This is a genomic window from Lancefieldella rimae ATCC 49626, assembly GCF_000174015.1.
Lineage (GTDB): Bacteria > Actinomycetota > Coriobacteriia > Coriobacteriales > Atopobiaceae > Lancefieldella > Lancefieldella rimae.
Map to the genome: position 1 here is coordinate 291,928 of NZ_ACFE01000001.1, position 14,866 is coordinate 306,793.

Sequence of the window (14,866 nt, forward strand, 5' to 3'; positions counted from 1 at the left end):
TCTCAGACCGATTCTTTGCCGAATAATCGTAGCACAGCCGCGCACATGAAGCTAAACTAGAAGAGCATGTGAGGAAAACTACCCAAGGAGTCCTATGGCACACTCTCCGCTTGGCCGCACGCTTGTTATCGCCAACCCCGCAGCTCATAGTGGCAAAGGTGCTACCGGCGCCGAATTTGCTCGTCATTTCCTTACAAGCTACGCCTCAGCCACCAAAGGCTATGAAATTCGTCTAACCGCAAGTATGGGCGATGCCGTAAACATTGCGGCCTCCGCCGCCTCTTTTGACAGTGTTCTTGCACTTGGAGGAGACGGTGTCATTCATGAAATAGCCAATGGACTCATGAAAATTGCACCTGACAGACGACCTGCCCTTGGCATTATTCCCATGGGCTCGGGTAATGACTATGCGCGCACCCTTGGCATGAAACCAAATAACGTGGAAGGTGCACTCGCCCAGCTGGTGCGCGGACACATAATGCCCGTTGAGCTCGGTTTGGTTAATGGAGAATACTTCATAGAAACGCTCTCATTTGGGTTGGATGCCGCTATCGCCCTTGATACCACCACAAGACGCGCTCACGACACAAGCCAAGAAGGTGAGGCACTCTTCTTTACATCAGGACTTAGAATTCTCTCCGCAGGCTCTAAGGGATATGCGTGCTCCGTCTCCTTTGACGGCGAGAAGCCCCTTGAGCTCCGCGAACTTATTTTGGCATTCCAGGTTGGTCCCACCTATGGCGGCGGCTTTAAAATCTGTCCCGATGCCTCTCCTATCGACGGAAAGCTTACTGCCTGCTATAACTCAAAAATTCCCAGTATTCCCCGTTTGCTGACACTCTTTTTACTCGCAAAGAAGGGTCGGCACGTTAACTCAAACATCATCAAACAGCGCCACCTTGACAGGGCTGTTGTAACGTTTTCCGAGCCGGTGCCCGTGCAAGTTGACGGAGAAGAACTCCCTTACGCCGACAAATACGAGGTACACGTACTTCCGAAGGCACTGCGCGTCATCATGCCATAATCATGTTTCATACCGTACAAAGCTCACGCAAAAGCCCTGGCTATCACATGAATAGCCAGGGCTTAATACAATATCCAAACAGTGCCTAGCGGGCTTCCGCCTCAAGAAGGGCGCGAACCTCAGCTGACGTATCAAGTTCAAGCGCACGGCGCGCAAGATCGTCGGCCTCAGCCTTACTCCATGCGGCAATCGTCTTGCGCGTACGCAAAACGGAAGGCGCTGAAACGGAAAATTCAGACAGGCCAAAGGAAATCAAAATGGGGATAAGAAGGGGATCTGCCGCAGCCTCACCGCACATACCGACCATGATACCGGTCTTGTTGCCCTCTTCGATAATGCGCTTAAGCGAGCGAAGAACTGCAGGCTGATATACCTCATACAAATATGCCACACGATCATTGCCTCGATCGGCGCACATGGTATAGCCAATGAGGTCGTTGGTGCCGATAGAGAAAAAGTCACACTCACGAGCCAACTTATCGGCAATAAGAGAAGCCGCAGGGGTTTCAATCATAGTGCCGACTTCAATATCCTTGTTGTATGCAATGCCGCGCGCATCAAGATCTTTCTTGCATTCCTCAACAAGGGCACGTGCCTGACGAACTTCATCAACAGCGGTTACCAATGGAAGCATAATCTTGATATCACCAAACGCAGATGCGCGGAGCAATGCGGTAAGCTGAACCTTATACTGCTCAGGATTATTCAGGCAATATCTGATGGCACGGAAGCCCATAAAGGGGTTCTCTTCCTGCTGCATATTGAGATACGGAATTTCCTTATCGCCACCGACATCAAGAGTACGGATAATAACCGGCTTATCCTTCATGCGAAGTGCAACCTTCTGATATGCCGCAAACTGCTCTTCTTCACTTGGAAGCTCTTTGGCATCCATGAACAAAAACTCAGAGCGGAAAAGACCGACACCTTCGGCGTCAGCATCTACCGCACCATTTGCATCATCAGGATTGCCGATATTTGCAACGAGAAGTACCTTCTTGCCATCAGATGTGGTAGTTTCCTTACCGCGGAATGTTTCAAGTGCCGCTTTTTCTGCCGCATACGCTTCTGCTTGTGCGGTGTAATCAGCAAGCTCTTCTTCGGACGGACGCAAAATGACTTTACCGTGCGTGCCGTCAACAATGATTGTGGCGCCTGTTGCCACTTCCGTTGTAATGTTGGCAACCGAAAGAACGGCCGGAATTTCAAGGGCGCGTGCAATAATTGCCGAATGAGACGTACGACCGCCGGTCTCCGTGATAATGCCGCATACGTGCTCTTTGTCGATGTCAGCCGTCATCGACGGAGTGAGCTCATGGCACACAATAACGGAATTTTCCGGAAGCGTAGAGAGGTCCACTACGGCTTTGCCGAGAAGATCTGCCAAAAGACCGGTCTTTACATCGGCAACATCGGCGGCGCGCTCACGGAAGAGCTCATCTTCCATGCCCAAAAACATGGTGTAGTACGTATCATAGGCATCACTGACTGCCTGCTCAGCGCACGTACCTCCATCAATGGCACCGTTGACCATATCTTTAATGCCCTCGTCCTCGGCAAACTCGATATGCGCTCCCATGATTGCTGCGGCATCTTCACCAACAGTTTTAGTCATACGTTCCATTTGAGCGTTTGTCTGATCGATGAATTTTGCAACAGCGTCCGCGTAGCGCTGCTTTTCTGCCGCAACATCATCAATAGGGTGCGCTGTAAAGGAAAGATCTGGCGTAACTGCTACTTGGGCATTACCAATTCCAATGCCGTTTGATGCATTGACTCCCTCGTACATAACCACTCCTTACCTGCGTCGCTTCCGCAACGACTTACATCCCCCAAAGTCACCAAGTCAACTGCCCGATGACCTATATACCTAAGCTATGTGCAATAAACTCCTATTTATTTGTCTTCCTTCTCATGAGCGTGTTTTGTACCAAGCCAGTCTTTCTCACGAATCTCTGCTTTGGCATGGTTTGCTTTAATTTCTTCCGCAATAGCGGCGGGCATTTTACGCCCCATCTTCTTATAGAGGGCACCCACCACTCTATCAATGGTTGTGCGCTTGGCGATGCCTTTACTTGCAGCAGTAGCCGTACCGCACGCAGATGCATAGATAAGGGCTGTCTCGTAATCAAAGCCTTGTGTGGTCTTAGCCAAGAAGCCTCCTACCATTGAGTCTCCGGCACCTGTAGCATTTACCAGATGAATCTTTACCGAAGGCACAATATGAGTCTCGCCGTATTCATCCAGAAGGAGCGAGCCTGAACCACCGCAAGAAACAATAACGTTACGAGCGCCGTTCTCTTGAAGCTTCTGTGCAAACGGGATGCACTCTTCAGGAGTCTCCGGAGTCGCATTAAAGATACGACCAACTTCATGGTTGTTTGGTTTGATAAGGAAAGGATGCGCCTTAATAGCCTCCATCAAAAGCTGTCCGGGCGCATCCACGACAAACTGAATACCCCTTCCAGCAAGTTGCTGCATAAGACGTGTATAAATATCTTCAGGAAGTGAGTTGGGAATAGAGCCGGTAAGCACCAAGGTGTCTCCGGACCCAACAACGTCCATACGCCTGAGAAGCTCGTCTACTTTTTTCTCAGGAATACGAGGTCCCATGCCGTTAACCATGGTCATGACAATGCCGTCCAGCTTGACATTGATACGTGTAAAGCCTGAATCAAGCTTTACGAAGTTACTGGGGATACCTTGCTTTTGAAGATCGCTCAGAAGATAGTCACCAGTAAATCCGGCAACAATGCCCATGGCAACCGTAACCATATCAAGCTCATTAAGCAGCGTAGAGACATTAATGCCGTTACCGCCGCAATGGAGCTCTTCCGCTTGTGATCGGTTAGTGAAGCCCATATCCAGCGTATTGGGTTGCATTACGTAATCAAGTGCAGGGTTCAACGTCATTGTGTAAATCACGGCAATTCCTCCATGACAAAAGAACATGAAACGATTGCCTTCTAGTATGACGCATTTTTATTATTAGGTCATGCAAAACATAACAAAATCGGTTAATGCCCGATAAATTGCAATAGCGAAACACCCCGGCGGAAACCGGGGTGTACAAATGCGCTGGTGGATCGTCAGGGGTTCGAACCCTGGACCTTGGGATTAAGAGTCCCCTGCTCTGCCAGCTGAGCTAACGATCCAAGAACTTCAAATGGGGTGGGAAAAGGGGCTCGAACCCTCGACCTACGGAGCCACGGTCCGTCGCTCTGCCAACTGAGCTACTCCCACCGTTTAGCCACCTCTTGAAGCAGCTAAATTATTATTACAGAACTCGACGATTATGCAACCCCTAATTTGAAGTTTTCCGCGTAAGTTCCTCTGAATTTCTTTTTACTCTCCTTCAAGCTCAAGCAATGCCCTGTCAAGACGATCAAGCGCCTCATCAATCTCCACACGCGGAGCGGCCAAATTCCATCTCTTAAATCCATCGGCCGCCTCACCAAAAAACATTCCGTCCGTAAAGAAAAGCTGTGCCTTATTCTCAAGAAAGTCGTCAAGTTCGTCATGCGTGAGGCCAAGCGCACGAAAATCCAGCCACTGAAGATATGTGCCCTTAACCGGGATAAGACGAATCTCAGGGTGCTTCTCGGCAAAAAAGTTAATAACGTGGTGCTGGTTGGCATCCACTGTTGCGATACAGGCATCAAGCCACTTCTCGGCATAGTTGTATGCAAGTTCGCAGGCCTTAAAGCTGATGGGGTTACACGAGGTGGTATGGTTTTCACTCATGCGGGCGGCTAAGCGCTCTCGAAGCTCGGGGTTGCTGACGATAATGTTTGAGAATTGCGTACCCGCAAGATTGAAACTCTTTGACGGCGATGTGCAGGTAATGGTGCGCTCCGCTATCGTTGGCGTAACCGTTTCAAAAACCGTATGATGTGAACCCGGCATAATAAGATCATGATGAATCTCATCGGAGACTACAAGCAGTCCGTACTTCTCGGCAATCTTGGCGACTCGTATAAGCTCTTCTTCCGTCCAAACCCTGCCCGCAGGATTATGAGGAGAACAAAAGATGAGCAGCGTATTTTTTGGATCCGTTGCGAGTTGCTCAAAAAGATCGAAGTCAATATCGTAGGTAAGGTCATCATTCAAGATAAGCGGGCACTCAACAAGCGCCCGATGAGAGTGCTCGATAGCCAGGTAAAATGGATGATAGACCGGCGTAAAGATGATGACCCCTTCATCGGGTTTGGTAAACTCCTCAACCGATGAAAAAATAGACGGGACAACTCCTGCAGAGTTCAAAATCCATTCAGGCTCAACATGCCAGTTATGTCGGCGCTCCATCCAGCTTGCCACGGCTTCTTTTGTCTTGTCCGTTGGCTCAGAGTATCCAAGCACTGCCGTGTCAATGAAACGTTTCAGACCATCAACAATCTCTGGAGCCGTATGAAACTCCATATCAGCCACAGAAAACGGCACAATATGCGCCGGAAATTCAGGATGTGCTCTGCGCATGGTGTTCCATTTACAGGAACCTTCCTGACTGCGGTCAATACGAGATTCAAAATCGTAGGTCATAAAACCTCCAAAATCAGCAGTGTTCAATTTCCGTAACGAGAAAAACGTGAGCATACAGCAAACGTCGCAAGAATAGCACAATTTGAATGCGTGCCTCACTACCGGACTTGAGCATTCGATGGAAGGTATGTAGCTTCCGTATATCTTTGCAGTCAATTTTTACCGTGTCCTTGCTATAATGAAGGGCGCAAAGGTCCCCTTAGCTCAGTTGGATAGAGCGTCGGTCTTCTAAACCGCAGGTCAGGCGTTCGAATCGCCTAGGGGACACCAGAGATTTCAGCCGTCCGGTTTGCCGGGCGGCTTTTTTAAGCGCGCTACACCAAATACTCTGCAATCTGTACGGCATTGGTGGCAGCCCCTTTACGGATTTGATCACCACAACAAAAGAATGTAAGTGAGTTTGTAGCGGCGGATGCGGAAAGATCTTTGCGAATGCGTCCAACATATACAAGATCTTGATCGGATGTATCAAGCGGCATAGGATATGCAAGCGCAGACGGATCATCAACTACCCTAATCCCAGGGGCATCCTCAAGCACGGTGCGAGCTTCGTTAGGTGTAATAGGATAGTCAAACTCAGCAGTAATAGATTCAGAATGTGAGCGCATAACAGGAACACGAACGCAGGTACAATTTACTCGCAATTCCGGAAGATGCATGATTTTACGGCCCTCGTTTTGCATCTTCATTTCCTCGGATGTATAACCTTCTTCGTTAAAACCACCAATCTGCGGAATCAGATTGGCTGCCAGCTGATAGGCAAACGGCGTTGTCTTACCTACAGACTCGCCTGAAACAAGACAGGCCATCTCCCGTTCAAGCTCTTTGAGTCCCGGCAAACCGGCGCCTGATGCGGCCTGATACGTAGACACAATCAGCCGCTTTACGCCCGCAGCCTTATGAAGTGGCCACAAAGGTACCAAACCGATAATGGTCGCGCAGTTGGGATTGGCGATGATACCGTGGTGATTCTTGATGTCTTGAGCATTAATCTCAGGAATGACCAAAGGTACATCTTCATCTAGGCGAAATGCATGAGAGTTGTCCACACAAACACAACCACGCTTAACCGCTTCAGGTAAAAGTTCTTTGGCTTGAGCGTCACCGGCTGCTCCAAGTACGATATCAACGCCCTCAAAGGCTTCAGATGTCGCTTCACGTACCTGGATCTTCTCGCCACAAAAGTCAACAAAACTTCCGGCAGAGCGAGAAGAAGCCAAGGGGACAAGCTTAGAAACGGGAAATGAACGCTCCTCAAGACAGCGCATCATTTGTGTGCCTACAACACCAGTAGCACCGAGAATTGCAACAACCTTCCCTTTTGCCTGAGTGCTGAGGTTGTTCTGTTTTTGTGCCATATCTTTATTGCTTACTGCATTCATTTGCATACCCACACCTATCTCAAAACCATTTCATCGCGAACAAAGCGCTCGTAGATGACGCTAATGGTACGATCGAAATCAGCATTATCAACGCCCACGATAATACTAATCTCCTCGGAACTCTGTGTAATCATGCGGATGTTGATGTTGGCTTCACCAAGTGCGCCAAAGATCTTTCCGGAAGTTCCTGAGCGCTTTGACATGTTACGGCCTACCACGGATACCAGTGCCAAACGATCAACCATCGTAATGTCATCGGGTTCTATTTCATGGCGGATATCAGCAATAATGGAATAGATGGTGTCGCGCACGTCAGCGGCATTAACGACAATACCAAATGAATCTACACCGGTTGGAATATGCTCTACCGAAACACCATAGCGCTCAACAATGTGAAGCGCACGAGAAATAACACCAACTTCATTGGACATGTGAGCCTTTTTAATATGGATGGCCGTAAAGTCTTTTCGACCGGCAATACCCGTAATAAGGTGCTCGCTGACGTCACCATCCGCCGTCTCGCGAATAACGGTACCTGCATCAGAGGGACGGTTGGTATTTTTAATTTGAATGGGAATGTTTGCCTCGCGTACCGGAAAGATTGCTTCTTCCTGCAAGACCGAAGCTCCCATATAGGAAAGCTCACGCATCTCATCAAAGGTAATACGTCCAATGGCACGTGGATGTTCAACGATATGTGGGTCAGCGGAAAGAAAACCGGAAACATCGGTCCAGTTCTCATACAATCCGGCATCAAGACAGCGAGCTACGATAGCACCGGTAATGTCTCCCCCGCCACGCTGAAAAAGCTTGATTGCTCCATCGACGGTAGCGCCATAAAAACCCGGAAGCACAAAGGAGCCCTCACGGGCAACCGCATCACGCAGGCGCGACGCGGTGCGCTCCATATCAACGGTTCCGTCATGATGGAAGACAATAACGTCAGCGGCATCGATAAAGGGCATATCGAGATACTCTGCCAGAAGATTGCATGTAAACCATTCTCCACGCGAAACTACAAACTCAGGCGAATATTTTTTGATACGTGAGGCAAACTCTTCAAACTTCTCGGCAACAGGCCACGAAAGTCCCAAGCCGTCGGCAATTTCTTGAAACCGTGCTTCGATATCGGCCAAAAGAGACGTGCAATCAACGTGGTACTCAATATGGGCATTTACCAAAAGCAGAAGATCGGTGATTTTGTTATCTCCGCTAAAACGCTTGCCTGATGCGGATGACACAATAAAACGACGGTCAGGGTCTGCCTCAACAATGGCTTTCACCTTTTTAAACTGTTCGACGGACGCAACGCTTGAGCCGCCAAATTTTGCAATTTTAATCATACCTATTTCCTCTCACCCAGCGCCGCCATAAACGACGTTGGATCACTCTTTAAGGCTTCATCGAGAAGCTCGCGTGCTTGAAGAGCGGTTATATCACGCACAATATACGCACCGGGTTCATACACCCTTCCGTCACAAACGGGAGCCTCCGTACGGATAACATACGAAGAACGCAGGAGCTCCGGCTCATATATAAGAGCTTGTGAATCCTTGTGTACAAAAGAATACGTCGGGAAGTTTTTATGAGCTATGTCGAGAATATCTTGTACTACGGCATTTGCCGTTGGATCTCCGCCTGCGCCCTGTCCATAAAATGTAAGTTCTCCGATAGTTTTTCCGGTAAGGGTAGCTATATTGAAGTTCAAAGGAACATGCGCCTCAAGGGTCTCCATCGGAATGGCTACGGGTTCTACTGCAACAGCGTAGCGCCCGTCTTTACACACACCGTGTCCAAAAAGTTTAACGGTACGTCCGTGATTGCCAAAAAACGCCAAATCTCGCCGGGTAAGATTGCGAATACCCGAAGTTGGCACTAAGTCCGTACAGCGCACATCAAAGGCAACCGTTGCGGAAATCATCGTTTTTGCTCGAACGTCAAGACCGTCAATGTCTGCGGAAGGGTCGCGCTCGGCATAGCCCAGCTCTTGTGCCTTACCAAGGACTTCCGCAAAATCAGTACCATCCTTGAGCATTGAGTAGACAATGTAGTTGGTGGTTCCGTTGAGAATGCCTGAAAAACCGATAATGGCATCTATTCGCTTGGCCTTCTCAATGCCGGCAATCCAGGGAATACCGCCACCAACGCACGCTTCAATACGAAGCGTGCCTCCGTACTTCTCGCCAACGGAAACAAACTCTGAAAAATAGGTTGACACCACGGCTTTATTGGATGTTACTACGTGTTTTCCGGACATGAGAGCGCGCACAATATACTCATGGGCAGGCTCAAGACCGCCCATACACTCCACCACAACTTCAATGGAATGATCGTCCAGGATGCTCTCAAAGGAATCGGTCATGCGCCGGTCTTTCGGATTAAATCCCGGCCGCATTAAAATTCTTGCAAGTTTGGCTTCATCGGTACACTCATCGAGAATGCGCGCCACTGACCTGCCAACGGTGCCATAGCCCAGGAGGGCAACCTTTACAGGCGATCTCATTGATCGCTACGCTCCTTTCACCCGCAAAACAAAACCCGCTCACATATCATTGAATTTCTGTTAACAATACTACGGGAGAAACAACACATTCTGTAGATTGTTAAAATACTTGAAACGTAAATGTTGGTTCTCGGTTTGTTATTGCCTTATTTTTGGAGGGTTCATGAACGTCGGGTTTCACAGTACCAGAGATGATCGTGTGTCGGTTAGCTCAAAAGAGGCTATTCTCGCCGGTATTGCTCCTGACGGAGGATTGTTTGTTTCCGATTCACTTGGCGAGAAGCACCTGGATCTGACACGTATTTCAGCTCAGGACTTTCATGCAACCGCACACGATATACTCTCTGCCCTCCTTGGTGACTATACCTCCGAAGAACTTGATGACTGCATTCAAGGTGCGTATGGAACACAGTGGGACACTCCTGCAATTACACCGGTTACTCCCCTGGACAATCACTGGCTCTTGGAGCTGTTCCATGGTCCAACCTCTGCATTCAAAGACGTTGCCCTACAGATGCTTCCCCGCCTGATGACAAAAGCTCGCACGAATTCGACGCACAACATCTTGGTTGTAACCGCAACCTCAGGTGATACCGGAAAAGCAGCACTCGACGGATTCAAAGACGTTGCGGGAACGGGCGTGGTTGTGTTTTACCCCGAGGGCAACGTGTCTGACATCCAACGTCTGCAAATGCTCACCCAAGAAGGTTCAAATATTGCCGTATGCGCCGTGCGGGGAACCTTTGATGACGCACAGACGGAAGTGAAGCGAATTTTTTCCGACACGGCCTTAAACAAGCAACTCAAAGACGGTAAAGTTGCGCTTTCCAGTGCAAATTCAATCAATATCGGACGACTTGCCCCGCAGGTTACGTACTATTTTGACGCGTATGCACAACTGGTACGCCGCGGAGCCCTTTCTCTTGGCGAGCGCGTGAGTTTCTGTGTTCCTACCGGCAACTTCGGCGATGTATTGGCCGGCTACTTTGCAAAAAGAATGGGCCTACCCGTTGATAGACTCATCGTGGCCTCAAATTCCAACAATGTCCTCACTGACTTTATTAAAACGGGAACCTATGACAGGCGGCGCCCCTTTAAAAAAACCATCTCGCCTTCAATGGATATTTTAGTTTCATCAAATCTTGAACGATTACTCTACTACCTCTCCGATGGCGATGTCGAGCGCATTGCTTCTTTTATGCGTGATCTCAGCGAAAAGGGACACTACACCGTCCCTTCAGCACTTCTCGATCGCATTCAAGAAACGTTTGCATGCGGCTTTGCCACCGATGATGAGACGCGTCATACCATCCAATCCACGTGGAGAGACGCACACGTACTTATCGACCCCCACACTGCGGTAGCCCAAAGTGTGCTTACACGAACCTCTCATGAAATCCATGCAAACAGCAAGGCGTGCGTATGCGTCTCAACGGCAAGCCCTTTCAAATTCTCATCTGATGTCCTAAGCGCTCTGGGCGAGAAGGACTTCATACACGACAGTCTTTCGTGTATGGATACGCTTGCCGGGCTTACCGATACCGTTCCCCCAATTCCTCTTTCGAAACTCCGTGACAGAGCTATCATTCATTCATGTGTGTGTGATAAAGATCAAATGGGACACTTTGTTGTATCGGCTTCTCAGCGGATCTTCAGGTAAGCCTATCTAAGGGATGTACGGGGAACTGTATGCAAGACGATGTCATTTTTTCCGTTTCCGTACCGGCAACCTCGGCAAATGTCGGTGTCGGATACGACTGTTTAGGCCTGGCCTTTAACCTGCGTGCCCACTTTACGTTCAAGGAAGCCGATGAACTTGAAATTGACGGTTGCCCTTCTCGCTTTCAAAATGACGACAACCTCGTGTGGCAGGCATACTGCACGGCATGTGACAAGCTTGGCGATGAGCCTACGCCCAAGCACATTACCATTGACTCTCCTATCCCCTTTTCCGGCGGCCTTGGCTCAAGTTCAACCTGTGTTATTGCAGGCGTTGCCTGTGCTCTTCAAGAATCGCACAGCGGTTGGGATCCCGAACGCGCACTTGATCTTGCCTGTAGGATAGAAGGTCACCCCGACAATGTAGCACCTGCCATTTACGGTGGTCTTACCTCGTCTTTTGTTGAAGGCGGACATACCGTTTGTTCCCGCATCAAAATTGCATGTGGGTTTTCTTTTGTGGCCATTGCACCGCCATATTCGGTGCAAACGGAAGATGCCCGTCTTGCCATGCCTTCCGAAGTCCCCGTTGAGACAGCCGTTTGGCAGATGGGTCGTGTGGTTGCAGTCACAAACGCTCTCGCAACCGGCAACGCCGGTCTTCTCTCCACCGCCTGCGTTGACAAACTTCACGAACCGTATCGGAAAAAACTCATTCCTGACTATGATGCCCTTCGCGAAGCGGCGCGGATGGCCCGGGCAAGCGCCTTTGTCATCTCGGGTTCAGGAGCTGCCATGATTGCCATATGTGAATCGCCTATTGTTGCTCAGGCGGTCATGAATAACGCCAGGGATGTCCGAGATGACCTCTGGATACAAATCCTTGAGCCATCGCTTGCAGGAACCTCGATTACCTGCGACGACAACACCATTCACCACAACACCTTTGACGAAATATAAAAACACTCACATACACAAGCATCAAGGGTCCTTGTGTATGTGAGCTTCTTCAACAGCCGCACCTCAGCAACCTAAACGCACCTCAACAACCGCACCTCAAATGTCGTAGCCTATCCTCCCAGATAGGCTTTACGAACATCGTCGTCATGCAGAAGCGCTTCTCCGGTTCCTATTTTTACAACTTTGCCAATTTCCAACACATACGCTCGATTGGCAACCTGAAGTGCCATATTGGCATTTTGTTCAACCAACAAAATCGTGGTACCGGCAGCGCCTAACGTCTTAATAATCGAGAAAATCTCTTCAATCAAAAGAGGCGCCAGACCCATAGACGGTTCATCAAGCATAAGCAGTTTTGGCCTGCTCATCAGCGCGCGTCCCATTGCAAGCATCTGCTGCTCACCGCCGGAAAGTGTGCCCGCCATCTGCCTGCGACGCTCACGAAGACGAGGAAAATGCTCGTATACAAGCTCACGAGTTTCCGCATTCTCCTCGTCTGAATGCGTATAACCTCCCATTTCAAGGTTTTCCGCAACGCTCATACGCGAGAAGACTCGTCTGCCTTCCGGACAAAGCGCAAGACCCGCTTCGACGATTTTATGCGGCTTCATACCCACGATATTCTCGCCGGAAAACACTATCGAACCGGCATCGGGCTTAATAAGACCGGAAAGCGTATTGAGTACCGTTGATTTACCGGCGCCGTTTGCGCCGATCAACGTAACGATTTCTCCTGCTTTAATTTCAAACGAAATAGAACGCACCGCTCGTATCGCACCATACGATACGCTCAAATCCTGTACGGAAAGGAGCAAATCTGAAGAGGCCATCTACTTCACCTCCTGGGTACCTAAATATGCTTCAATAACTCGAGGATTACTCTGGATTTCAGAAGGGGTGCCCTTGGCGATAATCGATCCATGGTCAAGCACTGCCAAACCTTCGCAGACCCCCATAACAAAAGACATGTCATGCTCAATGAGCAGCACCGCAATATGAAAACTCTCTCGAATTTTAAGGACGTTTTCCATAAGCTCATGTGTCTCATTGGGGTTCATGCCGGCTGCCGGCTCATCCAACAGCAACACCTTCGGATGCGTGGCTAACGCACGAAGAATTTCAAGTTTACGCTGATCGCCATAGGGAAGATTTCCCGCATTGGTTGCGGCAAGAGCGGTCATGTCAAAAATATTCAACAGGTCCATTGCACGCTCCCGAGCCTCTTTCTCTTCTCGCCAATGCTTTGACGTGCGGAACAAATCCTGTAAGAGATGGCTTGAAAGCGTCTGACCAAGACCAACCAGTACATTATCAAGGACGCTCATATTGTTAAAAAGTCGAATGTTTTGAAAGGTTCTTGCAAGACCCATGTGGTTGGTTTCAATAACACTCTTCCCTGCCAGATCGTATCCGTCGAGAAGAACCGTTCCGCGCGTAGGCTTATAAACGTTAGTGAGCAAGTTAAAAATCGTTGTTTTACCTGCGCCGTTTGGCCCAATGATACCGGAAATCTCAGTAGGTCCAAGGGCGATGTTAAAGTCTTCAACTGCTTTAAGGCCACCAAAATCAATGCCCAAATGTTCCGCTTGAAGCACGGGGATGGCGTTGAGATCACGCTCAGGGATAAGGTTTGGTGACTCTTGGCGAATAAGTTTTGACATGTTACTTCACCTCCTTGTGAGAAGCGTCATCATCTGTATCTTTGTTCCAGACATAGTCATGGTTCATAATGCGTTCAATGATGCGAGTGAGCGAGAAATCATAGGAGCCGCATAAGCCTTTGGGACGGAAAATCATTACAAGAATGAGTACGACGGCATACGCCAACATACGATAATCCGCAAACGCTCTCAGAGCTTCGGGTAGTATGGTCAGAACCGTTGCGGAAATAACGGATCCAAACATAGAACCCATGCCGCCCAAAACCACCATGACAAGAATCTCAACCGACTTCATAAAACCAAATTTCGCCGGAGCCATAACCCCAATGCAACCGGCATAGAGTCCGCCTGCAATACCGGCGAGAAAAGCGGAGAACACAAAAGCCAGCGTCTTGTAATAGGTGGTATTAACGCCGGATGCTTCGGCCGCTATTTCATTATCGCGAATGGCCAAAATGGCGCGGCCATGGCGAGACTTCATAAGCGTATGAATAAGAAAGATTGAAAGGGCCACCACAAGCGCCGTATTCAAAAAGCTGGTATAGGCAGGAATGCCGGTTAAACCGGAAGCGCCTCCGGTAAGTTTAAAGCCCAGCGTTGCATCAATGTTTATCAAAACCACGCGAACGATTTCGGCAAAACCGAGCGTAATGATTGCGAGGTAGTCTCCCTTTAAGCGAAGTGCCGGAATACCGATAATGACACCGGCAAGGCCCGCAACGACGCCGCCAAAAAGCAGTCCCGAAACAAATAATGCAATGGCAGGCGCAGATCCAAGAGCCATATCGGTTACACTGAGTCCCACAAGCGGCATTACGCGGATAATAAAAATGGCACAGGCATAGCCGCCGATGGACATAAAGCACGCATGTCCAAGGGGAAGCTGTCCCAAGTAGCCCGTCACAATATTGAGCGACACGGTCATAAGCACATAAATACCCACCTGCTCAAGAATGACCGTTTGGTAGCGAGAAATAATCCCTTCCCCTACCAAAGCATTTCCTCCAAAGATAAAAACAGCCACTACAAGAGCATTGATAAGATAGCGCTGTGTCATAGAGAGATGTTTGCGCGGCCCCTCTATTCCCGCTCCTGTTGTGATTACGGGGTTCTTCTCGCGAGAATACTCTTTTGTCAT

At 49.2% G+C, this 14,866-nt stretch carries 12 protein-coding genes and 3 tRNA genes; 4 read left to right on the forward strand and 11 right to left on the reverse strand.

Translation table 11 applies throughout. The features are described from left to right. Positions 1–94 precede the first annotated feature (94 nt). Positions 95–1,024 (forward strand): diacylglycerol/lipid kinase family protein, encoded by a 930-nt coding sequence (locus ATORI0001_RS01420; RefSeq protein WP_003148608.1) that lies wholly within the window; start codon positions 95–97, stop codon positions 1,022–1,024. Between the two features lie 85 nt (positions 1,025–1,109). Here ATORI0001_RS01420 and ptsP read toward each other — a convergent pair whose 3' ends face one another. From ptsP to ATORI0001_RS01445, 5 genes are all read right to left on the reverse strand, one after another. Continuing rightward, complete coding sequence (gene ptsP / locus ATORI0001_RS01425; protein ID WP_003148821.1) at positions 1,110–2,813, reverse strand: phosphoenolpyruvate--protein phosphotransferase; 1,704 nt, start codon at positions 2,811–2,813, stop codon at positions 1,110–1,112. A 107-nt stretch (positions 2,814–2,920) separates the two neighbouring features. Beyond that, on the reverse strand, positions 2,921–3,949 hold the full coding sequence (locus ATORI0001_RS01430) for a 1-phosphofructokinase family hexose kinase (RefSeq protein WP_040324467.1): 1,029 nt from the start codon (positions 3,947–3,949) through the stop codon (positions 2,921–2,923). A 154-nt stretch (positions 3,950–4,103) separates the two neighbouring features. Continuing rightward, positions 4,104–4,179, reverse strand: a tRNA-Lys gene (locus ATORI0001_RS01435). Between the two features lie 12 nt (positions 4,180–4,191). Further along, positions 4,192–4,267, reverse strand: a tRNA-His gene (locus ATORI0001_RS01440). A gap of 102 nt (positions 4,268–4,369) precedes the next feature. Next, the gene (locus ATORI0001_RS01445) at positions 4,370–5,563 is read right to left on the reverse strand and encodes a MalY/PatB family protein (RefSeq protein ID WP_003148286.1); all 1,194 of its coding nucleotides are present in this window, start codon (positions 5,561–5,563) and stop codon (positions 4,370–4,372) included. Between the two features lie 193 nt (positions 5,564–5,756). On the opposite strand from ATORI0001_RS01445, the gene ATORI0001_RS01455 reads away from it, so the two are divergent. Continuing rightward, positions 5,757–5,833 (forward strand) — tRNA-Arg (locus tag ATORI0001_RS01455). Between the two features lie 44 nt (positions 5,834–5,877). Here ATORI0001_RS01455 and ATORI0001_RS01460 read toward each other — a convergent pair. From ATORI0001_RS01460 to ATORI0001_RS01470, 3 genes are read right to left on the reverse strand one after another with little or no spacing between them, the layout of a single operon-like run. Further along, positions 5,878–6,921, reverse strand: coding sequence for an aspartate-semialdehyde dehydrogenase (locus ATORI0001_RS01460; protein WP_050768512.1), 1,044 nt, complete (start codon positions 6,919–6,921; stop codon positions 5,878–5,880). Positions 6,922–6,959: 38 nt separating this feature from the next. Further along, positions 6,960–8,288, reverse strand: a complete 1,329-nt coding sequence (locus ATORI0001_RS01465) for an aspartate kinase (protein ID WP_003148592.1) — start codon at positions 8,286–8,288, stop codon at positions 6,960–6,962. A gap of 2 nt (positions 8,289–8,290) precedes the next feature. Beyond that, positions 8,291–9,448, reverse strand: coding sequence for a homoserine dehydrogenase (locus ATORI0001_RS01470; protein ID WP_003148722.1), 1,158 nt, complete (start codon positions 9,446–9,448; stop codon positions 8,291–8,293). Between the two features lie 163 nt (positions 9,449–9,611). Between ATORI0001_RS01470 and thrC the strand changes: the two genes are divergently transcribed. Continuing rightward, positions 9,612–11,108, forward strand: a complete 1,497-nt coding sequence (gene thrC / locus ATORI0001_RS01475) for a threonine synthase (protein ID WP_040324413.1) — start codon at positions 9,612–9,614, stop codon at positions 11,106–11,108. A 29-nt stretch (positions 11,109–11,137) separates the two neighbouring features. Further along, positions 11,138–12,067 (forward strand): homoserine kinase, encoded by a 930-nt coding sequence (gene thrB / locus ATORI0001_RS01480; RefSeq protein ID WP_003148791.1) that lies wholly within the window; start codon positions 11,138–11,140, stop codon positions 12,065–12,067. A 110-nt stretch (positions 12,068–12,177) separates the two neighbouring features. Here the strand turns inward: thrB and ATORI0001_RS01485 are convergent, their stop codons facing one another. From ATORI0001_RS01485 to ATORI0001_RS01495, 3 genes are read right to left on the reverse strand one after another with little or no spacing between them, the layout of a single operon-like run. Beyond that, a complete protein-coding gene (locus tag ATORI0001_RS01485) occupies positions 12,178–12,897 on the reverse strand; it encodes an ABC transporter ATP-binding protein (protein WP_003148238.1) in 720 nt (239 codons plus the stop codon). Then, positions 12,898–13,728, reverse strand: a complete 831-nt coding sequence (locus tag ATORI0001_RS01490) for an ABC transporter ATP-binding protein (RefSeq protein WP_003148309.1) — start codon at positions 13,726–13,728, stop codon at positions 12,898–12,900. Position 13,729: 1 nt separating this feature from the next. Then, positions 13,730–14,866: a branched-chain amino acid ABC transporter permease gene (locus ATORI0001_RS01495; RefSeq protein WP_003148318.1), complete on the reverse strand. Its 1,137-nt coding sequence runs from the start codon at positions 14,864–14,866 to the stop codon at positions 13,730–13,732.